This window comes from Nocardia harenae NBRC 108248, assembly GCF_001612885.1.
In the GTDB taxonomy this organism is placed as follows: domain Bacteria; phylum Actinomycetota; class Actinomycetes; order Mycobacteriales; family Mycobacteriaceae; genus Nocardia; species Nocardia harenae.
Genome location: NZ_BDBH01000006.1, coordinates 229400 through 253777, shown reverse-complemented (window position 1 = coordinate 253777; position 24378 = coordinate 229400). Strand labels below are relative to the sequence as shown.

General features: G+C 71.7%; 26 protein-coding genes. 18 read left to right on the top strand and 8 right to left on the bottom strand.

What is annotated here, in order from left to right; genetic code table 11:
- Positions 1-32 precede the first annotated feature (32 nt).
- The 8 genes from NH2_RS15555 to NH2_RS15520 all read left to right on the top strand — a co-directional run bounded on the left by NH2_RS15555 (position 33) and on the right by NH2_RS15520 (position 6755).
- A complete protein-coding gene (locus NH2_RS15555) occupies positions 33-860 on the top strand; it encodes a DUF5666 domain-containing protein (RefSeq protein ID WP_067654106.1) in 828 nt (275 codons plus the stop codon).
- 88 nt (positions 861-948) lie between these two features.
- A complete protein-coding gene (locus tag NH2_RS15550; RefSeq protein ID WP_084505581.1) occupies positions 949-1881 on the top strand; it encodes a TtfA family protein in 933 nt (310 codons plus the stop codon).
- Positions 1882-2071: 190 nt separating this feature from the next.
- Positions 2072-2647: an orotate phosphoribosyltransferase gene (pyrE, locus tag NH2_RS15545; RefSeq protein ID WP_067654104.1), complete on the top strand. Its 576-nt coding sequence runs from the start codon at positions 2072-2074 to the stop codon at positions 2645-2647.
- Between the two features lie 48 nt (positions 2648-2695).
- Entirely contained in the window at positions 2696-3754 is a 1059-nt protein-coding gene (locus NH2_RS15540) for a beta-ketoacyl-ACP synthase III (RefSeq protein ID WP_067654102.1), read from the top strand.
- Positions 3754-4446, top strand: a complete 693-nt coding sequence (locus tag NH2_RS15535; RefSeq protein WP_067654100.1) for a lysoplasmalogenase — start codon at positions 3754-3756, stop codon at positions 4444-4446. Before NH2_RS15540 ends, NH2_RS15535 begins: the two co-directional genes overlap by 1 nt.
- Before the next feature lie 37 nt (positions 4447-4483).
- A complete protein-coding gene (locus NH2_RS15530) occupies positions 4484-4804 on the top strand; it encodes a DUF4190 domain-containing protein (protein ID WP_067654098.1) in 321 nt (106 codons plus the stop codon).
- A 9-nt stretch (positions 4805-4813) separates the two neighbouring features.
- The gene (locus tag NH2_RS15525) at positions 4814-5488 is read left to right on the top strand and encodes a TrmH family RNA methyltransferase (protein ID WP_067654097.1); all 675 of its coding nucleotides are present in this window, start codon (positions 4814-4816) and stop codon (positions 5486-5488) included.
- 181 nt (positions 5489-5669) lie between these two features.
- Positions 5670-6755, top strand: a complete 1086-nt coding sequence (locus NH2_RS15520) for a glycoside hydrolase family 76 protein (protein WP_084505580.1) — start codon at positions 5670-5672, stop codon at positions 6753-6755.
- Positions 6756-6758: 3 nt separating this feature from the next.
- On the opposite strand, the gene NH2_RS15515 is transcribed toward NH2_RS15520, so the two are convergent.
- Positions 6759-7445 carry a DedA family protein gene (locus NH2_RS15515; RefSeq protein WP_169811494.1) on the bottom strand — a complete coding sequence of 229 codons (687 nt, stop codon included), beginning with the start codon at positions 7443-7445 and terminating at the stop codon, positions 6759-6761.
- A gap of 249 nt (positions 7446-7694) precedes the next feature.
- Here NH2_RS15515 and fbaA point away from each other — a divergent pair, with 249 nt between their 5' ends.
- The 3 genes from fbaA (at position 7695) to NH2_RS15500 (ending at position 11498) form a co-directional block, all read left to right on the top strand.
- On the top strand, positions 7695-8729 hold the full coding sequence (gene fbaA / locus NH2_RS15510) for a class II fructose-bisphosphate aldolase (RefSeq protein WP_067654095.1): 1035 nt from the start codon (positions 7695-7697) through the stop codon (positions 8727-8729).
- A gap of 28 nt (positions 8730-8757) precedes the next feature.
- Positions 8758-9876, top strand: a complete 1119-nt coding sequence (locus NH2_RS15505; protein ID WP_067654094.1) for a BTAD domain-containing putative transcriptional regulator — start codon at positions 8758-8760, stop codon at positions 9874-9876.
- A gap of 131 nt (positions 9877-10007) precedes the next feature.
- Positions 10008-11498, top strand: a complete 1491-nt coding sequence (locus NH2_RS15500) for a glycoside hydrolase family 183 protein (protein ID WP_245650588.1) — start codon at positions 10008-10010, stop codon at positions 11496-11498.
- Here the strand turns inward: NH2_RS15500 and NH2_RS15495 are convergent, their stop codons facing one another.
- Positions 11499-12521, bottom strand: a complete 1023-nt coding sequence (locus NH2_RS15495) for a fused (3R)-hydroxyacyl-ACP dehydratase subunits HadA/HadB (RefSeq protein WP_369690048.1) — start codon at positions 12519-12521, stop codon at positions 11499-11501. It lies immediately after the preceding gene.
- 85 nt (positions 12522-12606) lie between these two features.
- The gene (locus tag NH2_RS15490) at positions 12607-13428 is read right to left on the bottom strand and encodes an Rv0361 family membrane protein (protein WP_174552836.1); all 822 of its coding nucleotides are present in this window, start codon (positions 13426-13428) and stop codon (positions 12607-12609) included.
- Positions 13429-14757: 1329 nt separating this feature from the next.
- Here NH2_RS15490 and NH2_RS15485 point away from each other — a divergent pair.
- Both NH2_RS15485 and NH2_RS15480 read left to right on the top strand, forming a co-directional pair.
- A complete protein-coding gene (locus NH2_RS15485) occupies positions 14758-15195 on the top strand; it encodes a DUF3151 domain-containing protein (protein ID WP_067654191.1) in 438 nt (145 codons plus the stop codon).
- Between the two features lie 7 nt (positions 15196-15202).
- Positions 15203-16351 carry an FUSC family protein gene (locus NH2_RS15480; RefSeq protein WP_067654088.1) on the top strand — a complete coding sequence of 383 codons (1149 nt, stop codon included), beginning with the start codon at positions 15203-15205 and terminating at the stop codon, positions 16349-16351.
- A gap of 180 nt (positions 16352-16531) precedes the next feature.
- On the opposite strand, the gene NH2_RS15475 is transcribed toward NH2_RS15480, so the two are convergent.
- The gene (locus NH2_RS15475) at positions 16532-17302 is read right to left on the bottom strand and encodes a site-2 protease family protein (protein ID WP_067654086.1); all 771 of its coding nucleotides are present in this window, start codon (positions 17300-17302) and stop codon (positions 16532-16534) included.
- Positions 17299-17958, bottom strand: a complete 660-nt coding sequence (locus NH2_RS15470) for a hypothetical protein (RefSeq protein ID WP_067654084.1) — start codon at positions 17956-17958, stop codon at positions 17299-17301. The genes NH2_RS15475 and NH2_RS15470 overlap by 4 nt, the downstream gene beginning before the upstream one ends.
- Before the next feature lie 219 nt (positions 17959-18177).
- Between NH2_RS15470 and NH2_RS15465 the strand changes: the two genes are divergently transcribed.
- Genes NH2_RS15465 through NH2_RS15450 form a run of 4 tightly spaced genes read left to right on the top strand, consistent with a single transcriptional unit; the run spans position 18178 to position 20471 of the window.
- On the top strand, positions 18178-19467 hold the full coding sequence (locus tag NH2_RS15465; RefSeq protein ID WP_067654082.1) for an adenylosuccinate synthase: 1290 nt from the start codon (positions 18178-18180) through the stop codon (positions 19465-19467).
- A 35-nt stretch (positions 19468-19502) separates the two neighbouring features.
- Positions 19503-19736 carry a hypothetical protein gene (locus tag NH2_RS15460; protein WP_067654080.1) on the top strand — a complete coding sequence of 78 codons (234 nt, stop codon included), beginning with the start codon at positions 19503-19505 and terminating at the stop codon, positions 19734-19736.
- Between the two features lie 34 nt (positions 19737-19770).
- A complete protein-coding gene (locus tag NH2_RS29520; RefSeq protein WP_218021711.1) occupies positions 19771-20049 on the top strand; it encodes a hypothetical protein in 279 nt (92 codons plus the stop codon).
- Positions 20046-20471, top strand: coding sequence for a hypothetical protein (locus NH2_RS15450; protein WP_067654076.1), 426 nt, complete (start codon positions 20046-20048; stop codon positions 20469-20471). Before NH2_RS29520 ends, NH2_RS15450 begins: the two co-directional genes overlap by 4 nt.
- Positions 20472-20541: 70 nt before the next feature.
- Here NH2_RS15450 and NH2_RS15445 read toward each other — a convergent pair whose 3' ends face one another.
- Positions 20542-21075 (bottom strand): methylated-DNA--[protein]-cysteine S-methyltransferase, encoded by a 534-nt coding sequence (locus NH2_RS15445; RefSeq protein ID WP_067654074.1) that lies wholly within the window; start codon positions 21073-21075, stop codon positions 20542-20544.
- 56 nt (positions 21076-21131) lie between these two features.
- A complete protein-coding gene (locus NH2_RS15440; protein WP_067654071.1) occupies positions 21132-21380 on the bottom strand; it encodes a hypothetical protein in 249 nt (82 codons plus the stop codon).
- A 62-nt stretch (positions 21381-21442) separates the two neighbouring features.
- Between NH2_RS15440 and yczR the strand changes: the two genes are divergently transcribed.
- A complete protein-coding gene (gene yczR, locus NH2_RS15435) occupies positions 21443-22936 on the top strand; it encodes a MocR-like transcription factor YczR (RefSeq protein WP_067654068.1) in 1494 nt (497 codons plus the stop codon).
- Between the two features lie 267 nt (positions 22937-23203).
- On the opposite strand, the gene NH2_RS15430 is transcribed toward yczR, so the two are convergent.
- The gene (locus NH2_RS15430) at positions 23204-24301 is read right to left on the bottom strand and encodes a CaiB/BaiF CoA transferase family protein (RefSeq protein ID WP_067654065.1); all 1098 of its coding nucleotides are present in this window, start codon (positions 24299-24301) and stop codon (positions 23204-23206) included.
- Positions 24302-24378 lie beyond the last annotated feature (77 nt).

Here is a 24378-nt window from a genome sequence, read left to right as displayed (position 1 = left end):
ACCGCGCCTCTCGCAGTTCGTACCCTGTACCTATGACGAACCCGAAGGACCCCTGGGGGCAGCGGCCGGACGACAGTCCGACCCAACACCTCGGCGCGCCGGGTACGTCGGGCGCACCGCCGACGAACGTGTTCGGTGGCTCGGCGGGCGGGTACGGCGAATGGACGCCGCCGCCACCCCCGGACGCCACCCGCGAATTCCCCTCCTACGACAGCCAGTGGGGCCCGTACGAGGGGCAGGGCGGCACCGCGCAGCAGCCCTACCAGCAGCAACCGCCGCCGACGCAGGCGTACGGCCAGCCGCAGCAGCAGAATTGGGGCAACCCGCCGCCGCCCGGCTACCCGCAGCCCGGGTACCGGGGCGGCCCGCCGCCGCCCAAGCGCAATACCGGGCTGTGGATCGGCCTCGGCCTCGCCGTCGTGCTGCTGATCGCGGTGCTCGGCGTCTTCGCCGGGCTGTACTTCACCGGCGGCGACGACGATTCCACCGCCTCCGGCACCACGACCACCGCCGCCCGCCCGCCCGCGCGCACGACCGCGCCGCCCTCGGGCAACCAGACCACCCCGTCCTTCCCGGCGCTGCCGAGCCAGATCCCCGGCCTGCCCGGCCTGGACGACCTGGGCAGCGCCATGGGCTCGATCACCGCCAACGACGGCGGCACCCTGACCCTGAGCACCCTGGACGGCAAGACCGTCACCGTCCGCACCGACGCCCGCACCCAGGTGATCTCGCTCGGCGTCACCGAGGCGGCCGACCTGCCGGTCGGCGAGATGGTCGTGGTGCAGGGCGACAAGGGCTCCGACGGCAATATTCTCGCCGAGATCATCATCAGCACCGGGCTTTCCGGGGGTGGCCGATGACCGCGCGGACAGCGACCCGGGCCGCCACGAGCCGAGGGTGCGGGGCAATCACGGGATCGGCTGGTTAGGCTGTGCGGCGATGACGGAGATGTGGTTCGGGTTGGCGGCGATCGCGCTGGTTGGCGCGGTCGTCCTGCTGTATTTCGACCGGGCGCAACGGCAGCGGACCGGTCACGCGCGCCAGGTGTGGGCGAAGGCCCAGGGATACACCTACGTGTCGGTGGAGCCGGCGCTACCTTCGACCTGGCGCCGCGGGGCGCTGGCCAAGCTCGGCTACCTCTCCGCGGTCGACGTGGTCTCCGGTATCCGCAAGGGCGAGAAGTTCGTGCTCTTCGACCTGGAGGACTCGGCGACGCTGATCGCGGTGCGCAGGCAGATCGGCTCGGACATCGACGTGGACATGCGGCTGAAGACCGCGTCCCCGCCGAAGGACGCCGACCTGGAGCTGCTCGGCGCGATCGGCGACCGGGTGGTCTTCGCGACCAACCCCGAGATCGCCAGGCACGCCGTGGATCAGCGGATGGTCGCGTTCATCGAGTCGCTGCCCGACATCGTGCAGATGCTGTGGAGCGAGGGCAACTGGACCCTCGGCATGCTCTCCATCGGCACCGGCTCGCGCGACTGGGAGACCTCGATCGACGCCGTCCTTCGCCTTTCCGGTCTGCTGCACGTGCTTCCGCCGGAGAGCGACACCTACGGCGACGGCGATTTCGGCCGCCCCGGCGGCCGGGCCAAGCCGCGCCGCGGGGACGACGCCGACGACCCGGCCGGAAACCGCGGTGCCGCAGCCGAATCCGCCGATCGGCCGCGCGGCGACGAGCGACCGGCCGCCGACCCCGGCGCCGAACCGGGGCAGCGCAGGCCCAGCCTGGCCGTGGTGCCTGGCAAGCGGGACGAGCCGCGCCGCCAGGAGCGGCCGGGCGGCCCCGAGCCGGACGCGGACGGCGACGAGCCGGGCGACCGCCCCGGCGGCCCGTTCCACCCCGGGTTCCGCCCCTACCAGGGGCCGGTCCCGCAGTAACCGGTACGCCCGCCCGGCACGTATCCTGCAACCGCAGTATTGGTCCGTGGTCCGGCCGCAGCCGGATCCCGACGACAGCCGGATCGTGCGTCGATGGCTGCGCGCGCGTACCGGAGACCGCGACCGGCGGACGCTCGTGCGACAGGCGCGCCGGATTTTGTCCGACGCACGCGAAAGGACGCGAGACGAGATGATCGACCACGCCATCGAGACGGCTCAGCACCGCTCCGGCTCCGCCGACCGGGACGAGCTGGCGCGCCTCGTGCGCGAGCTGGCCGTCGTGCACGGCCCGGTGACCCTGTCCTCCGGCAACCGCGCCGACTACTACGTCGACCTGCGCCGCGCCACCCTGCACCACCGCGCGGCCCCGCTGATCGGCAGCCTGCTGCGCGAGCTGGTCGCGGACTGGGACTTCGAGGCCGTCGGCGGGCTGACCATGGGCGCCGACCCGGTCGCGCTCGCCGTGCTGCACGCCCCCGGCCGCCCGATCAACGCCTTCGTGGTGCGCAAGGCCGCCAAGGAGCACGGCATGCAGCGCCGGATCGAGGGCCCGGACGTCGCGGGCCGCCGGGTGCTCGTGGTGGAGGACACGACCACCACCGGGAACTCCCCGCTCACCGCGGTGCGCGCGCTGCGCGAGGCAGGCGCCGAGGTGGTCGGCGTCGCCACCGTCGTCGATCGGGAGACCGGCGCCGACCAGGTGATCGCCGCCGAGGGGCTGGGGTACCGGTCCATCCTCGGATTGGCCGATCTCGAGCTGGGTTAGCCTGATGAGCGGTTTATCGTGCGTTTCGAAGGGTTGTGTGAGTCACCCGTGGTGAGCATTGCTGTCAACAAGGGCCGAGAGAATGTGGCGATGCTCGGTATCGGTGCGTATCGACCCGCCCGCCTCGTGAGCAACGACGAGGTCTGCGAGGTGCTCGACTCCACCGACCAGTGGATCTTCGAACGCAGCGGGATCCGCAACCGGCGCTGGATCAGCGGCGAGGAGACGGTCCGCACGATCGCCGTCGCCGCCGCCGAGCGGGCCATCGTGAGCAGCGGGATCGACCGCGCCGAGATCGGCACCGTCATCCTGGCCACCGGCACCTGGCCGTACAAGACCCCGCACGGCGCCCCCTCGATCGCCTACGACCTCGGCATCAACGGGGTCGCGGCCTTCGATCTGGAGAGCGGCTGCGGCGGGTTCTGCTACGGCCTCGGCGTCGGCGCGGACCTGATCCGGGCCGGGTCGGCGAAGTACGTGCTGCTCATCGGGGTCGAGACCATGTCGGTCGGGATGGACCCGCACGATCGCGGCACCGCCTTCATCTTCGGCGACGGCGCGGGCGCGGTGGTGATCGGCCCGAGCGAGGAGAACGGCATCTCGCCCACCGTCTGGGGCAGTGACGGGGAGAACGCGCTCGCCATCTCGCAGAACTACGACATCCTCGCCTACGAGGACCGCGCGGAGGAACTGCAGGGCACCGATCCGGCCGCGGATCCGGTGGGGCGCATGGTGATCCGGATGGAGGGGCCGCGGGTCTTCCGCTGGGCCGCGGTGACGCTGCCGCGCGCCCTCTCCACGGCGCTGGAGGTCTCCGGGGTCTCCAAGGAGGAGCTCGAGGTCTTCATCCCGCACCAGGCCAATGCCAGGATCAACGAGCTGATGAAGAAGAACCTCGGCCTCGCCGACGAGATCCCGATGGCGAACGACATCGAGAACACCGGCAACACCTCGGCCGCCTCCATCCCGCTCGCCATCGAGGAGATGCTGGTGACCGGGAAGGCCAAGGGCGGCCAGACCGCGCTGCTGCTCGGCTTCGGCGCCGGGCTCAGCTACGCGGGCCAGGTGGTCACGCTGCCGCCCGCCCCCAGGGAGCCGAGCTTCTGATGCGGCCGTTCCGGGCCGGGTTCCTGGCCGCGGCGGCGCTCACCGTCGCAGGCGCCGTCACCGGCCGCGAGCGCTGGCAGTGGCTGGGCAAGCCGCTGCTCATGCCGCTGCTCGCCGCGGATGTCGCGGTGGCGGGGAAGGCGATCGACCCGGCCGGGCGGCGCACGCTGCTCGCGGCGCTCGGCGCCGCCACCGTCGGCGACGTGCTGCTCATCGACCCGGACGACGACCGCAGGCTGGTGGCGGGAGCCTCGGCGTTCGGGGTCATGCAGGGCTGCTACGCCGCGCTCTGGTGGCGGCGCGGGGCCCGGCCGACCGCGGCCGCCGCGGTGCCGCGGCTGCTGGCCCTGGCCGGGGCCGCCGGGTTGCTGCGGGCGCAGGCGCCCGCGGTGGCGGCGCCGCTCACCGGGTACGGCCTGGCGCTCGGGGCGGCCGGGGTGCTCGCCTCCGATCCCGATCTGGCGCCCAACTCGCCGACCGTTGCCGGGGTCGTCCTGCCGGACGAGGATCCGCGCAGCAGGCTCGGGCTCGGCGCGCTGCTCTTCACCGTCTCGGACGGGCTCATCGTGCTGCGCAGGCTGCTGCTGCGCGGCGAGCGCGCGCGGCGGCTGGCCGAGGGCGCCATCCTGGCCACCTACGCCGCGGCGCAGTACCTGCTCGCCGATCCCGCCGCGCACGCCTCGATCCCGTAGCCGGGGCACCGCGAGCACGCGGCCGTACTATCTGCGCATGACCTACCCCCCGGCCGGGTACCCGCAGCAGCCCTACTTCCGGCCGCCGGACCACCCGCAGGCCACCGCCATCGTCATTGTGGGCGTGCTCGGCCTCGTGCTGTGCCAGTTCCTCGCCCCGGTTGCCCTCGTGATGGGCCGCAAGGCGCTCGCGGAGATCGACAACTCCGGCGGCGCCGTCGGCGGCCGCAGCACCGTCCTGGCCGGCTACATCTGCGGCATCATCGGCACCGTCATCCTGGTCCTCACCATCCTGGTGATCATCGCCGCCTTCCTCATCGCCCTTTTCGCCGGCAGCTCGACCGCCTCGACGTACTAGCATGTCCGGGTGCCCGACCCCGAGACGCCCGAGCAGGTGGGACCCACGGAGTGGGGGGAGCATCCGCACGGGCTCGGGCCGTGGCGCGCGGAGTACGGCAGCGCGCCGCCGGACGACCCGCGGCTCGACCCGGAGCTGCTCGAAACCGGGGACCGGCGGAATGTGGTCGACGCGTACCGGTACTGGCGGCGGGAGGCGATCGTCGCCGATATCGACGCGCGCAGGCACCCGTTCCACGTGGCGATCGAGAACTTCGGGCACGACGCGAACATCGGCACCGTCGTCCGCACCGCCAACGCCTTCGCCGCCGCCGCGGTGCACATCGTCGGCAGGCGGCGCTGGAATCGGCGTGGCGCCATGGTGACCGACCGCTACCAGCACCTGGAGCACCACGGGAGCACCGCCGAGCTCGCGGAGTACGCGCGGCGTGCCGGGTTGCGGGTGGTCGCGGTGGACAATGTGCCCGGCGCGGTCCCGCTGGAGACCGCCACCCTCCCGCGCGACTGCCTGCTGCTCTTCGGCCAGGAGGGCCCCGGCGTCACCGACCACGCGCGCGCCGCGGCCGCGCTCACCGTCTCGATCGCCCAGTTCGGCTCGACCAGGAGCATCAACGCGGGCGTCGCGGCAGGCATCGCCATGCACGCCTGGATCCGCCAGCACGCCGACCTGAGCACCGCCTGGTGACGAGAGCCGCGCGCATGCCGCTCCGGCGCGCCGCGCCGGGACACGACCGGAACGGTCACGAATGGGCCGCGAATCCCCGCGCCGACCTGGCACCATGGACGGTATGACCTCGCGGAGCGGCCGCCCCCAGTCCGAATCGAGCGGCGCGGCGACCTCCGCGCTGTGGTCCGAGCGCGCGGACATGGCCGAGTCGGCGATCCTCTCCCGGCACCTGCGCTCGGTCTGGGTACTGCCGCGCACCGCGCTCGGCGTGGTCGGCTGGCCCGCCACCCGGCGCGAGCGCGCCTTCTTCAACTGGCACTACTGGTGGCAGGCGCACCTCATCGACTGCGCGGTGGACGCCGCCAACCGGGTCCCGACCCCGGCCCGCCGCCGCCGGGTGGCCGCGCTGGCCCGCAGCCACCGGCTGCGCAACCTCACCGGCTGGACCAACAAGTACTACGACGACATGGCCTGGCTCGCCATCGCCCTGGAGCGCGCCGAGCGCACCCAGGACCTGCCCGTCCGCCGCGCCCTCACCGCGCTGGAGAAGGCGCTCTACGACGGCTGGGATCCGGCCCGCGGCGGCGGCCTGCCCTGGCGCATCGGCTCCGACTTCTTCAACGCACCGGCCAACGGCCCTGCCGCCATCGCGCTCGCCCGGCTCGGCTACCGGGGCCGCGCCCAGGAGATGTCGGACTGGCTCGACGCCACGCTGCGCGACCCGGAGTCCGGGCTCATCCTGGACGGCATCCACCTGCCCTCCGGCGAGCTCGAGCGGCCGGTCTTCAGCTACTGCCAGGGCGTCGTGCTCGGCCTGGATGCCGAGCTCGCCGCGCACACCGGCGCCCAGCGCCACCTGGACCGGGTGCACCGGCTGCTCGGCGCGGTCCGCACGCGCATGTCGACGAACGACGTGATCAACGGCGGCGGTGGCGGCGACGGCGGCCTCTTCAACGGCATCCTCATGCGCTACCTCGCGGTGGTCGCGATCATGCTGCCCGGCGACGACCCGGTGCAGGAGGAGGACCGCAGGATCGCCGCCGCGCTGGTCAGGGCCTCGGCCGAGGCGGCATGGGCGAACCGGCTGGAGGTCGAGGGCGAGCCGCTCTTCGGCAACGACTGGAGCAAGCCCGCGCAACTGCCCGGCAACAGCGTCGGCGCGGGCCGCTTCACCACCGGCGGCTCGGTCACCGCCTCCACCGTCCCGGAGCGCGACCTGGCGGTTCAGCTCTCCGGCTGGATGCTGATGGAGGCGGCCCACCGGATCGCCGCCGCCGGGCTCTAGGGCCTAGCGCTCCCCGGTCACCTGGATCGGCATGGTGTCCAGGTCGTAGTCCTCGATCGGCCGCGCCATCTCCTGGCGGTACTGCCTGATCCCGAAGACCGTGCCGAGCACCAGCGCGAGCACCAGCCCGACGATGACCACCGGCATGAGCCAGGGCAGCCGCTGCAGGAAGCCGCCCGCGTAGTAGCCGATCAGCAACAGCACCGGGGCCCAGATGATGGCGCCGATGGTGCTGGCGATCGTGTACTTGCGGTGGTCCATCCCGGCCGCGCCCGCCACCATCGGGCAGAGCGTGCGCACCCAGGGGATCCAGCGCGCCACCAGCACCGCGAGGAAGCCGTGCTTGCGCAGCAACTCGCCGACCCGCTGCAAATTCTTGGCGTTGATATAGCGGCCGTTCTTCCGCGCCACCATGTGGTGCCCGGTGCGCTGGCCGATCACGTACCCGACCTGGTTACCCGCGATGGCGGCGGCCATGGCCCCACCGGAGAGCGCCCAGACGTGCGCCTCGCCCGAGGCGTGCGACGCCATCACGATGCCCGCGGTGACCAGCATGGAGTCGCCGGGCAGGAAGAGCCCGAGCAGCACCGCGCACTCCAGGAAGACGAAGGTGAGCACGACCGCCCACACCACCGCCGGGCCGGCCGTGACGAGCGGATCGAAGGTGCCGACCGCCAGCAATTCCCGCACTCCGGACACCTGCTAGCGAATCCGCTCGTTCGACGTCCGAGAACCCGTCCCGGCATACCGAGTCCCCATCGTGCCGAGAGCCACCAGCGAAATCACCTTGACAACAGTACCGGTTCTCCGGAGTTTCGCTCGCGCGGCGGCGGTACCTCCGCTGCCCGGCGCGAACCTGCCCTGGCCTAGGGTGGTGAGCGACATATGTGTCTCTTTCGCCGCACTCAGCCAGTGCCGCTCAACACGGAGGTCTCACCAGTGCCTATCGCGACTCCGGAGGTCTACGCCGAGATGCTCGGCCGGGCCAAGGCGAACTCCTTCGCATTCCCCGCCATCAACTGCACGTCGTCGGAGACGATCAACGCGGCCATCAAGGGCTTCGCGGACGCGGGCAGCGACGGCATCATCCAGTTCTCGACCGGCGGCGCGGAATTCGGCTCCGGCCTCGGCGTCAAGGACATGGTGACCGGCGCGGTGGCGCTGGCGGAGTTCGCGCACGTGGTGGCCGCGCGGTACGGCGTCACCATCGCGCTGCACACCGACCACTGCCCCAAGGACAAGCTGGACACCTTCGTCCGCCCGCTGATCGCGATCTCCCAGGAGCGCGTGAACGCCGGGCAGCACCCGCTCTTCCAGTCGCACATGTGGGACGGCTCGGCGGTGCCGATCGACGAGAACCTGGAGATCGCCCAGGAATTGCTGAAGACGACCGCCGCGGCCAATATCATTCTCGAGGTCGAGATCGGTGTTGTCGGCGGCGAGGAGGACGGCGTCGAGGCCGAGATCAACGACAAGCTCTACACCACCGCCGAGGACTTCGAGAAGACCATCGCGGCGCTCGGCGCGGGCGAGAACGGCAAGTACCTGCTCGCCGCCACCTTCGGCAATGTGCACGGCGTGTACAAGCCGGGCAATGTGAAGCTGCGCCCCGAGGTGCTGGCCGAGGGCCAGAAGGTGGCCGCCGCCAAGCTCGGGCTCGGCGCCGACGCGCAGCCCTTCGACTTCGTCTTCCACGGCGGCTCCGGCTCGCTCAAGTCCGAGATCGACGCGGCGCTGAACTACGGCGTGGTCAAGATGAACGTCGACACCGACACCCAGTACGCCTTCACCCGCCCGCTGGCCGCCCACATGTTCTCGAACTACGACGGTGTGCTGAAGATCGACGGCGAGGTCGGCAACAAGAAGGTCTACGACCCGCGCAGCTACCTCAAGAAGGCCGAGACCTCGATGGCGGCGCGCGTGGTCGAGGCGTGCAATGATCTGAGGTCCGCGGGGAAGTCGATCAGCGCCTGACCCCCTGATTCCACGAGGGCTCGAGCAGATGAGTCTCGATGTGCGCGTGCTCGGGTCCGTCGAACTGCTCGTCGGCGGTGTGCCGGTGGCGTTCGGCGGGCCCAAGCCGCGGGCCTTGCTTGCCGCGCTCGCGGTGAACCGGCGACGGGCCGTCTCGTCGTCGGCGCTCGCCGAGATGGTGTGGAACGAGGACCCGCCGGACTCCTACTCCGCGAGCCTGCAGGTCTTCGTCTCGAATCTGCGCAAGGCGCTGCGCAATTCCGGTATCGACCCGGCGCTGGTGCTGCGCACCGAGGCGTCCGGGTATCGGCTCGAGGTCTCCGAGGAGGGCTGCGACCTCGGCCGCTTCCAGGCGGCGCGGGAGGCGGGCGCGCGGGCGGCTGAGGCGGGCGACCACGCGGGCGCGGCCAAGCACTTCGCCGCCGCGCTGCGCGAGTGGCGCGGCCGGGCGCTGGCCGACCTGGCCGGGCTGCAGTTCGCGGACAGCTTCGCCACCGCCATGGAGGAGGAGCGGCTGCTCGCCACCTCGGCCCGGTTCGACGCCGAGATCGCCTGCGGCCGTGCCTCCTCGGTGATCGGCGAGCTGGTCGCGGTGACGAACGAGCACCCGCTGCGCGAGCCGCTCTGGGGCCAGCTCATCACCGCGCTCTACCTCTCCGGCCGGCAGGCCGACGCGCTCGACGCCTGCCGCCGGGTGCGCACCGTGCTCGCCGACGAGCTCGGCATCGACCCCGGCCCCGCGCTCATCGAGCTGGAACAGCGGGTGCTGCGCCAGGAGCCGCTGCAGGCGGCCGAACGGGGGCGCACCGACCAGCTCGCCGCGGCCATGACCGAGACCGTCACCGAGACCCCGCGCACCGTGCGCAGCGGGCAGCTGCGGCTCGCCGACGGCCGGGCCGTCCTCATTCCGCCGAGCGGCATCCGGATCGGCCGGATGACCGACAACGACCTGGTGCTGGACGATCCCAAGGCCAGCCGCTACCACGCCGCCATCACCCCGACCAGGGCCGGGCTGCTGATCAAGGACCTGAACTCGGCGAACGGCGTCTTCATCAACGAGGAGGCGATCGACGAGGGCGCGCCGCTCGCGGACGGCGACCGGGTCCGAATCGGCGCCACCGTGCTCACGTTTCACGCCGATCGCTGAGCGGGCGGACGGCCGGACGCGGTTCGGCGGGGGCGCAAGCGGAGGAGTCCGGCGAGTGCCGGGTCGGCGCGGCCGGTAGGGTCTCTCGCGATCGGGTCCGGTTCGCTGTGCCGACGAGGGGAACTGCGCTGATGACGGGGTCTGCGGGGATGCGGACGATGGCGGTGCTCGGCACGGTGCTCTGCGCCGCCGGCGTGCTGGCGAGCGGCCCGGCCGCCGCCGAGGAACCCGCGCGGGCACCCGGCACCGGCCCCTGTGCCACCGACCCGCCGCCGGTGCACGAGCCGCTGGTGCCGAAGACGCTCGAGGTGCCGATCCCGTACCCGGTCGTCACCGTGCTCCCGCCGGAACCGCCCGCGCCGCAACCGGTCCGGCAGGAGACGGTGCTGCCCGAGGATCCCTGCCACAACCCCTGCCCCGACCTCACCGACCAGCCGGACCCGCCGCCTAGCGTCGCCCGCCGCCTCGGCATCCCGGAGCTGCTGCTCAACCCACAGCCCTTCTACTTCGCGCTGCCCGCCCCCGGCGCCGTCCCGCCGCCGCAACCGCCCGCGCCGGAACCGGTGCAGCCGCCGGTCGACCCGGCCCCGCAGTCGCCCGCCCCCGCAGCGCCGCGGGTCGGGGAGGTGCGCGAGGTCGCCAAGCAGACCGGCGCCTCCTCGATCAACCGCACCGACAAGCGCTGGCAGGTGGAGGGCACCGACCTCGGCATCATGTGGGAGAGCGCGCCCGGCGAGATCGCCATGGCCTTCGGCGACACCGTCGGCAACGGCTTCCACCCGCCGGGTGGCATGGGCGGCGACTGGCGCAGCAATGTCCTCGCCTTCAGCACCGACCGGGAGCTGAGCGACGGCGTCACCTTCGACCGCATGGTCACCGACTCCCGCTGCCACGCCGCCGAGATCCTCTCCAGCCGCAAGCTGGACAACGTCGAGATCACCACCATCCCCACCTCCGGCTTCGCCATCGGCTCCCGGCAGTTCCTCAGCTACATGTCGATCCGCACCTGGCACAGCGCGCCCGGCACCTTCTACACCAACTACGGCGGCATCGCCTACTCCGACGACGGCGGAAGCACCTGGACCGAGGATCCGCACGCCCGCTGGGACAATATCTTCGGCGTCTCGAACTTCCAGGTCAGCGCGATGGTGCCGCAGGGCGAGTACGTCTACCTGTTCGGCACCCCGAACACCAGGCTCGGCGCCGTCGGGCTGGCCAGGGTGCCGAAGGAGCAGGTGCTCAACACCACCGCCTACCAATATTGGAAGGACGGGGCCTGGGTTCCGACAAGCGGCGCCGCCGCGGCGACCCCGGTGGGCGGCGGCGCCGCGGCCACCCCGGTGGTCGACGCGCCCGCGGGCGAGCTCTCGGTGCGGTTCGACGCCGAGCGCGAGGTCTGGCAGATGAGCTACCTGGACACCGCCAAGGCCGCCATCGTGCTGCGCGAGGCGGATTCGCCGCAGGGCGTCTGGTCACCGAGCACGCCGACGGTGAGCGTGCTCGACTACCCGGAGCTCTACGGCGGCTTCATCCACCCGTGGTCGCGCGGCGGTGACCTCTACTTCACCATCACCACCTGGAGCGATTACAACGTCTACCTGATGCACGCCGAGCTCGGCTGATCAGCCGAGCCGGACCTCGGCGACCGCGCGCCCGAAGAGCTTGCGCCCCTCCGAGGTCCCGGAGAGCAGCACCGTCGCGGAGCGCCGCTCCGGATCCAGCGACTTGATCCGGCCGCCGAACTCGACCGTGCTCGGCGCCGTCGTGTGCACCGGGACGAAGCCGGAGAACCGCACGCTGAACTTCTCGATCGCGGTCGGATCGCCGAGCCAGTCGGTGAGGTACCCCGCGGCCAGCCCCATGGTGAGCAGGCCGTGCGCCACCACCGTCGGCAGCCCAGCCAGCTTGGCCGCGTACTCGCTGAAATGGATGGGGTTCGGATCGCCCGCGACGCCCGCGTAGTTCGCCAAGTCGCCGCGGGTGAGCCGGGCGGTGCCGGTGGGCAGCTCGTCGCCCGTGGCCAGCGCCGCGAAGTCCGGGACGGTGCGCGGCGCCCGCTCCCGGCGCGGCGGGTTCGCCGGGGCCGGGCCGATGCCGAGCGGGATCAGCGCCTCGCTCTCGTCCAGCGCGCCTACCTGCTCCATCGGGCGCGAGTGCATGACGATGTTCTCCACCGCCGTCACCAGGTCGGCATCGACCTCGGCGCCCCGGCGCGCCACGATCGTGGTGGTGCCGGAGACCGCCACCTCGCCCTGCTCGTTGCTGAGCGCGAACCGCACAGTGACGAAGTCGTTGTCGCCGAAATTGCGGATCGAATCGATGAGCAGCTCGCTGGCGATGGAGTCGCCCGCGAGCAGCGGGCGGTGGATTTCGAAGACCTGGTCGGTCTGCAGGATCTGCGAGATGTCGTACTCGGTGAGCACCGAGTCGAGCAGCGCGCGGGTCGCCGCGAGGCCGATCACCGAGGCGAAGGTGGGCGGGGCGAGCACCCGGCCGTACCCGAGCGCCGCCGCCTCCGCCTCCCGGTGGTGCGCGCCGTGCCCGTTCTGCACCGCCCTGGCGAACTCCCTGATCTTCTCGCGCCCCACCTCGTAGCGGTCCCGTACCCGGAACCGCTGCCCGGTGAGCGTCGGTGTCTGCGCCACGTCCCTAACTCCCGAAAGCGTCGTCGTCTGATCGCGCATGATGCGGAGATGCTACTGGCGTGAACGGTCAGTGATTGCTCGGGGTTCAGGAGGCCCCGGTCGGCGGCTCGCAGACCTTCCACCCCGCGTCGGTGCGCTGCAGGTCGAAGGTGCGCTCGGTCTTGGTGTTCGGATCGGAGCGGATGAACACCGTCGCCTGGGCCAGCGCGGTGCCGTCGGTAACCCGCACCGCGTCCACCTTCTCCACCACCGGGATGCTCCCCGACTGCTGCGAGACCTGGTGCACACCGGCGAAATCCTGCTCCGAGATGCCCTGGTAGTAGTCGTGCAGCGCACCGCAGGTGGACTCGCGCAGCCCGGCCAGGTCGCCCTGGTCCAGCGATGAGGTGTACTTCGCGATCGCGTTCCGCACCTGGGTCTCCGGCGAGTCCTCGCCGCCGCCCGCCAGTGCGGCGATGATCGCCACGAGGGCGACGATCACCACGACCATCGCGCCGCCGATCAGCAGCAGTTTCTTCCCGCCACCGCCCTGTTCTGCGGGTTGCTGCGGCTGCGGCTCGATCCGCTGCGGCGGGGCGATGGGGCGCTGCTGCTGCTGGGCCGGGCGGGTCGGCTGGATGTCGGCGGGGGAGGGGGCGGAGGCGACCTGGCGGGGTTCGGCCGGGCGCTGCGGGTCCGACGGGCGGGTCTCCTCGACCTGGTTCGGGCCGGCCGGGCGCTGGGCGCCGGCCTGCTTCGGGCCCGGGGCCGGGCGCGGGGTGGTCGGCGGTTTGCTCAGCGGGACCGCGCCGGGCACCCGGTCGGTGCGCTGGATGCGCTGCGTGGCCCCGTCCGGGCCGCCCTGCTGCTGGACCGGGAAGGCCTGGGTCGGGGCGTCGGCATTTCCCGGGGCCGGGACCACGCGCATCGCGACGGTCTCGTCGCCCGAGTTGTCCTTCGCCTCGGGGCGCGCGATCTTCTCGGTCTTGGCGGTGGCGTCCTGCGGTTGTTCGCCCGAGGGGGTCGGGGGTTGCTGCGCTTTGCCCCCGGCGGGAGCCTGCGGAGGCTTGGCGCCGGGCTGTGCGGGTGCCTGCGGAGCCCCGCTGGCCTGCGGTGGAGTTCCGCCGGGCGTTTGCGGTGCGCCGCCGCCGACTCGTGGCGGGGTGCCGCTCGGCGCTTGCGGCGGAGTGGTGCCGTTGGCGTGCGGTGGCGTCCCGCCGCCGGCCCGCGGCCCGCTCGGCGCTTGCGGCGGGGCGCCCCCGGCGGGCGCCTGCGGCGCCTTGGCTCCACCAGGTTCCTGAAGCGAACCGCTGCCTTGCTGTGCCTTGGCTCCGGCGGGTGCCTGCGGCGGCGGGTTCCCGCCCGGCCCCTGGGCCGAGCCGGGCGTGGGCTGACCCTGCGGCGGCCGGTTTCCCTCCGGCGCTTGCGGCGGCCGGTTTCCGCCGGGTGCCTGGGGCGCACCGGCAGGTCCCTGCGGTGACCGAGCCTCGGCAGGCGCCTGCGGCGGCTTGCCTTCCCCTGGCCCCTGGGGCGAACCGGGCCCCTGCGGCGCTCCGGCCCGTCCGGGTGCCTGCGCAGGAGCGCCCTGCGGGGCACCCGCGTTATCCGCGCCCCGCGCAGGTTCCGGCGCCTGTGGCGGCTTGTTTCCGCCCGCGGCGGCACTGCTCGCGCCCTGCGCAGGCTTCGGCTCAGCGGGAACCTGGCCACCGCCGGCCCCGGGCGACGGTCCAGCCCCGCCCGACTCCTGCGGAGCCGCCACACCCGCCTCGCCACCGGACGCCGGCGCAGCTCCCTGCCGGTCGCCACCGGCGGCCTCGCCACCCGCAGCCTCATCACTCACCGTTTGCGCAGCACCAGCGGCTGCGCCCGGCACCCCGCCGGCCGCCGCATCACCCGGCTCCGGCCGCGCCCCCTGCGCCGCACCACCCGCCGACCGCCCGCCCCCGGACTCCTGCCCAGCAGGCGCACTATCGCCCGCTCCCTGCGGCGCCTCACCGGACACCTGCGTCCGCGCGGATTCAGCCGCCTCCCGCGCCCCGGTATCCCCCTGCCCCGCAGCAGAACCCTGCACCTCCACCTTCTCGGTAACCGCATCACCCCCCTGCGCGGCAATAGCCTCCGTAGGCGCGGAATCTCCGGATACCGGGTTCTTCTCGTCGTTCGGGTGGGACACCTACTACCCCTCGTTCCAGGCCAGGTCTTGTGAGTTGCGCGCCAGCCTATCGAGCATTTCCGGGAGCGGTGCACAATGATCCCCATGACCTCGTTCGGTGATCTGCTCGGCCCGCAGCCGGTCCTGCTTCCGGAACTCCACGACGCGGAGGACGCGCTGGACGGCGGGGCCGATCCGGTCGTCGTCGCGGCCGCGCACCCGTCGGCCTCCATCGCCTGGGCGCGCCTGGCCGAGGCGGCGCTGGAGCGCGCGGGCGATGGCGAGGTGAACCACGACGTTGTCGCCGCCTACGCCTTCGCCCGCACCGGCTACCACCGCGGCCTCGACCTGCTGCGCCGCAATGGCTGGAAGGGCTTCGGCCCGGTCCCGTGGAGCCACGAGCCGAACCGTGGCTTCCTGCGCAGCGTCGGCGCGCTGGCCAGGGCCGCGAAGGCGGTCGGCGAGAGCGACGAGCACGCGCGCTGCCTCGACCTGCTCGAGGACTGCGATCCCCGGGCGGCGGCCGAGCTCGGCCTGGACTGACCCGCCGGTGGCGGCGGCGCGCGATCGGGTCAGGGCCGCGGGGCAGAGCTCCGCGGACCGCTTCCGCCGCTCCGCGGCCCGGTTGCGCACCTCGGCGCTGCCGATCCTGCAGTGCTCGGTCGGCGCCGCGCTGGCCTGGTTCATCGCGCACACCGTGATCGGCCACCCGCAGCCGTTCTTCGCGCCAACGGCGGCGGTGGTCTCGATCGGCATTTCGTTCGGCGCCCGGGTGCGCCGCTCGGTGGAGCTGGTGGTCGGCGTCGCGGTCGGCATCGGTATCGGCGACGTCTTCATCTCCCAGGTCGGGACCGGCGTCTGGCAGATCGCGCTGGTGGTGGCGACCGCCATGGCGCTGGCGATCTTCCTGGACGGCGGCTCGATCATCTCCATCCAGGCCGCCGGCTCGGCGGTGCTGGTGGCGACGCTGCTCCCGCCCGCCTCCGGCGGCGATCTCTCCCGCATGATCGACGCCCTGGTCGGCGGGTTGGTCGGGGTGGTCGTGGTGGCCGCGATCCCGCTGCATCCGGTGCGCCGCGCCCGCAACCACGCCGCCGACGTCCTCGCCGTCACCCGCGATGCCCTGCTGCAGGGCGCCGATGGCCTGCTGGAGCAGGACCAGGAGAAGGTGCGCGGCGCGCTCACCGCCATGCGCGCCACCCAGCCGCAGATCGACGCGCTGCGCTCCACCCTGGAGGGCGGAAGGGAGATCAGCCGCATCTCCCCGCTGTACTGGAACTCCCGCCCTCGGCTGGAGCGCGTCGATGCCACCGCCGACCCGCTGGACAACGCGGTGCGCAATGTCCGGGTCCTGCTGCGCCGCTCGCTCACCCTGATCCGCGACGACGAGATCCTGGACCAGCGCCTCATCGACGCCGTCGAGCAGCTCGGCCACGCCGTCGAGGTCATGCGCCGGATGATGCTCGCCGACCCGGGCGAGCAGCCCGACCAGGCCGAGGCCGCCAGGGTACTGCGCACCATCGCCAAGGCCGCCCGCCCGGAGCTGGTCGCCGGCGCCGGGCTCTCCGCGCACGTGGTGTTCGCGCAGCTCAGGTCAGCCGTCGTGGATCTCATGCAGGTCTGTGGAATGAAGCGGATCTCGGCCATCGCACTGCTGCCGCCAACGGTGGAGAACCCGTACGTGCGCCCGGTGGAGTAGTCGAGTAGTGCGCTACTCGCGTCCCGGCGGCGCCGAATCCCTAACGTTCTGGTAGGGCCGAGCCACGAGGGGTGCTCGGCCCGAAACTTCGGACGGCGGGGCCGCGCTCCCACCTCGGTGGGATCCCGCCGGCCGAACAGGGTCGCCCGGCTCCTCCCCGGTGAGCCGGGCGGCCCGCCCTCAGATCCAGAACCGCGTGAGGTAGCCGCCGTAGCGGGACCAGATATCCGGCACGCCGGAGAGTTCGAAGAGCCAGTAGACGACGTCGAAGAAGACCGCGTTGATCGCAGGCGTGAAGAGCAGCGCGAAGACCAGCAGCATGCCGAACGGCTCGAACTGCTCCAGCCCGCGCCTCGTCCGGTAGCTCAGCGATGGCTTGAGCACGCCGTACCCGTCCAGCCCCGGAATCGGCAGGCTGTTCAGCAGGGTGGCCGTGACCTGCAGGAATGCCAGGAAACTCAGCCCGAACCAGAACGCCGCGTGCTCGCTCGAGCTGCCGAACAGCCGCACGATCGCCAGCAGCAGCACCGCGAAGGCCAGGTTCACCAGCGGCCCGGCCGCCGAGATCAGCCGCTGCACATGCTTGGACGCGAAGTCGGTGCGCACGTACACCGCCCCGCCCGGCAGCCCGATCCCGCCGAGCGCGATGAAGACGATCGGCAGCCCGATGGAGAGCAGCGGGTGGCTGTACCTGAGCGGGTTCAGCGTGAGATACCCGCGGATCTCGACCTCCCGGTCACCCGCCCGCCAGGCCGCGTAGGCATGCGCGAACTCGTGCACGCACAGCGTCACCACCCAACCTGCCACCACCAGGGTGAAGACGCCTGCCTTGGCCTGCACCGAGTCGAGCTCGGCGGTCCAGGCCAGCACCCCGCCGCCGATCGCGATGGCGAGGACCAGCAGGAAGATCGGGCTCGGGCGCACCGCGCGCCTGGTCGCGGGCAGGCTCATCGCACCAGCAGCCAGGGCTCGTGGTGCCGGTAGAAGCTGGCACGCTTGACCACCCGGTCGCTCGCGACGCCGTCCCTGGTCACCACCGCGCCCACCGTGCCGAGCTGCGCCGCCCGGCCCGCCAGCCAGCACCGCCTGCGGAACCGGCGCCGCACGCAGGCCCGCACCCCCGGCTCCTCGATCGAGGGCGAGACCAGCAGCGCCGGGACCGTCCCGGTGAAGAGCCGCTGCTCGTCCACGTAGACCTCGCCCTTCAGCGCAGCGCCCTCCGGCCCGGTGAGCGTGGCGCGCCCGACCAGCACGGTTCCGGTGTCGTCCCGGATCAGCGGGGTCTCGGCGGCCCTGCCCTCCAGCGCGCGCTTCGCCGCGGCATTGCCGGTGCCGGTCTGGTAGGCGCGCGAGCCGTAGGTCCGCTCCACCGGCACGTAGCCGATCTCGACGTGCAACCGCTCGGTCCGCATGAGGTGCGTGAGCACGGCGGCCAGCGCCGCGTCGGGGCCGAGCACGATGAGCCGGGGCTGGCTGTCCGCGGCGAGCACCGGGAGCAGCTCGTCCACCACCGAGGTGGCGGGCACCGGGTCGGTCTGCGTGGTCGGCAGCGGGGCGAGCGCGATCGGGACGGGCGCGTCCGCGCAGCGGAGAACGTGGGTACTCACCGTGGCCGTACACCTTCCTCGGTCCGAACGACGCCCGCCGCGACCGGCCGACGCCGTCCGCACCGTGCCACCTTAGCCGCGCGCGCCACAGCGGGGAGAACAGCGGTTCGGAGGCCGCGCGAGGGCGGTCGGCTAGACTGTCCTCCCGGCCACCGCCCCAGTACGGCAGGTAGCTGCAGCACAGCGGGTGCTGCGCCTCGAACCGTAGGAGTCAGCACCATGCCGGCAATCGTCCTGATCGGCGCCCAGTGGGGCGACGAGGGAAAGGGCAAAGCGACCGATCTGCTCGGTGAGCGGTTGCAGTGGGTGGTCCGGTACCAGGGCGGCAACAATGCCGGCCACACCGTGGTGCTTCCGAACGGTGACAAGTTCGCGCTGCACCTCATCCCGTCCGGCATCCTGACCCCCGGCGTCACCAATGTGATCGGCAACGGGGTCGTGGTCGATCCCGGTGTGCTGCTGGACGAGCTGGCCGGACTGGAACAGCGCGACGTCGACACCTCCGGGCTGCTGCTCTCGGCCGACGCGCACCTGATCATGCCGTACCACGTCGCCATCGACAAAGTGACCGAACGGTTCCTGGGCAACAAGAAGATCGGCACCACCGGCCGCGGCATCGGCCCCTGCTACCAGGACAAGGTGGCCCGCGTCGGCGTCCGGGTGGCGGACGTGCTCGACGAGAAGATCTTCACCCAGAAGGTCGAGGCCGCACTGGAATTCAAGAACCAGGTGCTGGTCAAGATCTACAACCGGCGCGCGCTCGACCCGCAGCAGGTGGTCGACGAGGTCCTCGCCCAGGCCGCCGGCTTCACCCACCGCATCGCCGACACCAGGCTGCAGCTGAACGAGGCGCTGGAGCGCGGCGAGACCGTGCTGCTGGAGGGCTCGCAGGGCACCCTGCTCGACGTCGACCACGGCACCTACCCCTACGTCACCTCGTCCAACCCCACCGCGGGCGGCGCCGCCGTCGGCGCGGGGATCGGGCCGAACAAGATCGATACGGTGCTCGGCATCCTCAAGTGCTACACCACCCGCGTCGGCTCCGGCCCCTTCCCCACCGAGCTCTTCGACCAGTACGGGGAATTCCTCGCCAAGCAGGGCGGCGAGGTCGGCGTCACCACCGGACGAGCCCGCCGCTGCGGCTGGTTCGACGCCGTGATCGCCCGCTACGCCACCCGCGTCAACGGCATCACCGACTACTTCCTCACCAAGCTCGACGTGCTCTCCAGCCTGGAGCGGGTGCCCATCTGCGTCGCCTACGAGGTGGACGGCGAGCGGGTCGAGCAGATGCCGACCACGCAGACCGGGTTCCACCACGCCGAGCCGATCTTCGAGGAGATGCCGGGTTGGTGGGAGGACATCTCGCACGCGCGCACCTTCGAGGAGTTGCCGGCCAACGCGCAGGCGTACGTGCTGCGGTTGGAGGAGCTGTCCGGGGCGCGGATCTCGTGCATCGGGGTCGGGCCGGGGCGGGACCAGACGATCGTTCGGCACGACGTCCTGAGCTGAGTGCCGTTCCACCCCTGACCGCACGCTTGTTGCACATGTATGTGACGTACGAGGTCTACGGTGCCGACGACTTCTTCGAGCTCGTCGATGATTCCGCACCGCAGCTGGTGCGGCAGGTGATGGAGGAGCAACTGCGCTATTGGGTGCCCCGTAGGGGCAAGCCACTACCCGAGGCCCTCCGCGCGGCGTCCGCTCCTCGGTTCGGGGAACGTATTCGCGGCTATCTGCAGGTGACGGATCTGGGAAAGGTTCTCGGTCCTGGAACTTAGCGCTACGGTGTATTCCCACACCGGAGGGAGGGACATGGACGCATCGCTACGAACATTCGGCCGGTGGACGCTTCCGCTGCTGGCGTCCGCGCTCCTCCTACTCGGCTGCGGCACCCAGGAGAGCGCCGTCACGGTGACAACCGAACCCCCGGCCCCGTCCGAATCGCCTCAGGACCGCAACCTTCGCATCCGCGAGCAACTACTCCAGCTCGGCTGCACCACCAACTCCTGCCTGCAGACCTACTTCGCCTGCCAGGACGGCACCCTCACCGGCGACCCCTGCCTCTTCTACCGCGAGCACCCACTGCCTTGACCTCGGCGTTCACCAGGATCGGCCGATGGGCGGCGCTGCTCCTCGTCCTGTGCCTGTCGGCCGGGCTCGCACTGTGGGTGAACCAGCGGGTGCTTTACCACGTAGCCGATCGGGCGATGGTCCCGGATGTCACGGTGTCGACCAGCCCGGAATTCACGCGGGAGGCGATCGAGTACGGCGACCGGGTTCTCCCGCCCGACTCCACCGTGCTGCGCGTCGAACGCGAGATCACCCGGGATCGGGCGTACCGGATCACGGTGCGGACGTCGGCGGCCGGCCTGGCCCTCATGCTCGAGCGCTCTCGATTTCCACACGCGCTCGATCCGTGTACGCCGTCCTGCTCGCCCGACGCGGGCACCGGATCGTCGGATCGGGTGGCGGTGGGGCAGGAGGCTGGTTCACCTCGTCGTCGGGAAGGCTGATGATTCGCGAGGTCACCGTCTACGGCCGGGACGAGAACACCAGGATCGTCCACATCGAGTTCCGCGGCGCCTAGAACAGCGTCGGCTCCCCGAACCCCGACGTCCGCTCGACAGCGAGCATCCGCTGCTTGGTAGCGATCCCGCCCGGCGCCGAAAACCCGTGCAGCGCATAGTCGGCGGCGAGCACTCGATGACACGGGATGATCAACGGAATCGGATTCCGCCCCATCGCCCGCCCCACGGCCTGCGCCCCACGAGGCGCCCCCGCCAGCGCCGCGACCTCCCCGTACCCGATGGTCCGCCCCGGCCCCACCTCTCGGATGATCCGATAGATCTCCCGATGAAACTGCGGAACCCCGGAGAGGTCAAGCGCGATCCACCGCAGATCATCCAGCTCCCCGGCGAGATGGCCGCGGATAGCGGTGACCGCGTCCGCGATCTCCCCGGCCGGGGCCTCGCGCACCGGCGGCACGCCATCGCGCTCGGTGAACCGGGCCCGCAGCAACTCCGGATCGGACTCCGGCAGCGCGAACCCGGTCACCGCGGCACCACGCCAGCTGAGCGCGCACGCACCCAGCTCGGTATCGAAGACGACGGTCCCCATGGCCCCAGTCTGCCGGTACGCACCGACACATTCGGCGCGTACCGGCCCGAAGGAAATCAGGCCACTTCCCGTCGAGTGGACCTTTCGGTTCGCTCGGCCGAACTGGACTGCTCCTCCCTCCTGGCCCGCAGCGCAGCCAGATCGGCCAGCTGCCGGTGCAGATCGTAGGAGGACGGCCCGGGATCGTTCCCCGGGAACGAACGGAAGCGCTCCGGGTACCAGGGCGGTTCGCCGTCTCTCGGAGCGTAGTAGTAGGCCAGCAACCCGAAGCCGACCAATGCGAAGAGGGTGATAAGTGCGGTCATGAGAATGAGAATGCGCCAACTGGACTTGCCGATACATAGCCACTTACCGAATACTGGACTCCATGGCGACAAGAGTGATCGGCGCGGCAAGCCTCACCCGCGACCTGGGCAACTGGCGCAGCGCGGGCGACGACACCGAGGGCAAACGCGGTTCCCGCCCCGCCTACCTGGCTCTGGCCGAGGGCATCCGGCTGCTCATCCACGACGGCCGCGCCCCGCTCGGCGTCGCGCTGCCCAGCGAACGCGACCTGGCGACCACGCTCGGCGTCAGCCGCACCACGATCACCTCCACGTACGCGCTGCTCCGCGAGCACGGCTACCTGATCAGCAGGCAGGGTTCGCGCAGCACCGTCGCGCTGCCCGCCGCCGTCCAGCACGACGGCAGCAAACCCTCCCGCAGCATCCTCGCCATGATGACCCAGCCCGAGCAGCCCACCATCGACCTCACCTACGCCGCCATGACCGCCCCGCCGGAGATGCGCGAGGCCTACGCCGCCGCCCTCGAGGGCATCCCGTCCTTCCTCGGCACCCACGGCATGGACCCGGTCGGCGTGCTCGCGCTGCGCGAGGCCATCGCCCGCCGCTACACCGAGCGCGGCCTCCCCACCGGCCCCGACCAGATCCTGGTCACGCTCGGCGCTCAGCACGGCCTCCGCCTGCTGCTCAACGTCCTCACCTCGCCCGCGGCGCGGGTGCTCATCGACCACCCCACCTACCCCAACGGCATCGAGGCCATTCGCGACGTCGGCGCTCGCCCCGTCCCCGTCCCGCTCCGCCCCGACGAGCCGGGCGAGGCTTGGGACCTCGACGGAATCCGCAGCGCCGCACGGCAAACCGCCGCCACCCTCGCCTACCTGATCCCGGACTTCAACAACCCCACCGGCATGCGCATGGACGCCGAGGGCCGCGCCGAACTCGCCGCCATCGCCAGGGAGACCCGCATGACCGTCGTCGTCGACGAATCCATGGGCGAGCTGGACCTCGGCGACTCCGCACCCCCGCCCCCCGCAGCCGCTTTCGCGAAGGGGTCGGAGATCATCACCATCGGCTCGGCCTCGAAGTCGTTCTGGGGCGGCCTGCGGGTCGGCTGGATCCGCACCAATCAGGCGCTCATCACCAAGCTGCTGGGCATCCGCTCCACCGTCGATCTCGGCACCCCCGTCATGGATCAGCTCGCCCTCGTGCACCTCCTGGGCATCTCCGATGTCTTGCTCGACCGGCGCCGGAGTCACCTCCGAGCCCAGCGGGCGGCGCTGCTGGAGGCGATCGCCGAGGAGCTTCCGGACTGGAAGGTCGCGCCGAGCACCGGGGGGATGTCGGTGTGGGCGCAGCTCCCCGCGCCGGTCTCCACCGCCCTCGCCGCCACCGCCCCGAACCACGGCGTCCTGCTCACCGCAGGCCCGCGCTTCGGCGTCCAGGGCGCCTTCGAGCGCTTCCTGCGCCTGCCCTACACGCACCGGGAGGCGGACCTGCGGCTGGCGGTCAAGTCGATCGCGAGCGCCTACGAGGCCCTCACTCCGCGCGCCGCCGACCCTCTGCAGCCGCTCACCTATTGAGGGTTACTCACCTTTCCACCAGGGCTTCAGAACGATGACGATAAAGATCAGGAGGCCCCAACGCGAGCTCGTCGTGGAACACCAGGAACGGATTTTCGAGATCAGCTTTCTGCTGGGCACATCCGGCGGGATCCAACCGGCGAGCCGATCCAGCTCGGTCTCCCGAACGAAGGTGCCCACGCGGGTGGAGCGCGTGCGTATTCGCCTGTGCCACAGTGGAAAAACTTCCCGGTGGCGCGGACGACTCCGCGCCACCGGCGAGCCGGACTACTCCGCCCAGACCTTGTCGATCGGCGTCGCCTCGGTGGGCGGCGCGCTCGGCACCTCGGGCGGCGTCCGCGAGAACCGCGGCGCGGGCGCGTGCTGCACCACCCCGTCGATGTCGACCAGGCTGTTCCGCGCCACCAGGTGCGGGTTCCGCTCGGCCTCGCTGAAGGTGAGCACCGGGCTGGTGCAGGCGTCGGTGCCCTCGAAGATCGCGGCCCACTCGTCCCTGGTCTTGGACTTGAACTTCTCGGTGAAGAGCTTCTTCAGCTCGTCCTGCGCGTTCGGGTCGATCTGCTGCGGGAGCCCGGCGGGGTCGAGCTCCAGCCCCTTCAGCAGCTCGGCGTAGAACTGCGGCTCGATCGCGCCGACGGCCATGTACTTGCCGTCGGAGGTCTCGTAGGTGTCGTAGAACGCCATGCCGGTGTCGAGCAGGTTGGTGCCGCGCTCCTCGGACCACACCCCGACGCCGCGCATACCCCACATCATGTGCGAGAGCGAGATCGCGCCGTCCACCATGGCCGCGTCGATGACCTGGCCCTTGCCGGAGCTCTGCCGCTCCACCAGCGCGGCGAGAATGCCGAAGACCAGGTACATCGAGCCGCCGCCGAAGTCGCCCGCCAGGTTCAGCGGCGGCACCGGGCGCTCGCCCTTGCGGCCGATGGCGTGCAGGACGCCGGTGATGGAGATGTAGTTGATGTCGTGCCCCGCGCGGTCGGCGAGCGGGCCGTGCTGGCCCCAGCCGGTCATCCGGCCGTAGACCACGCGCGGGTTGCGCTCCAGCACCACGTCCGGGCCCAGCCCCATGCGCTCGGTGACGCCGGGGCGGAAGCCCTCGATCAGGACGTCGGCCTTCTCGACCAGCGCCAGCACCTTCTCGATCTCGGCCGGATCCTTGAGGTTGGCCTCCACGATGGTGCGGCCGCGCCACTGCGGACGATCCATGTGCCCGGGCAGCAGATTGGGGCGCTGCACGCGCACCACGTCGGCGCCGAGGTCGGCGAGCAGCAGTGCCGCGTGCGGGCCGGGGCCGATCCCGGCCAGTTCGATCACCTTGATGCCCGCGAGCGGGCCCTGCTTGCCGGTGGTTCCTGTGCTCACGCCCTACCTCGGTTCGTCGTCGCAGCCGTTCGTATTGACAGTATGACAACAAGGGGCGGGAGGTCTACGTGCCCCAG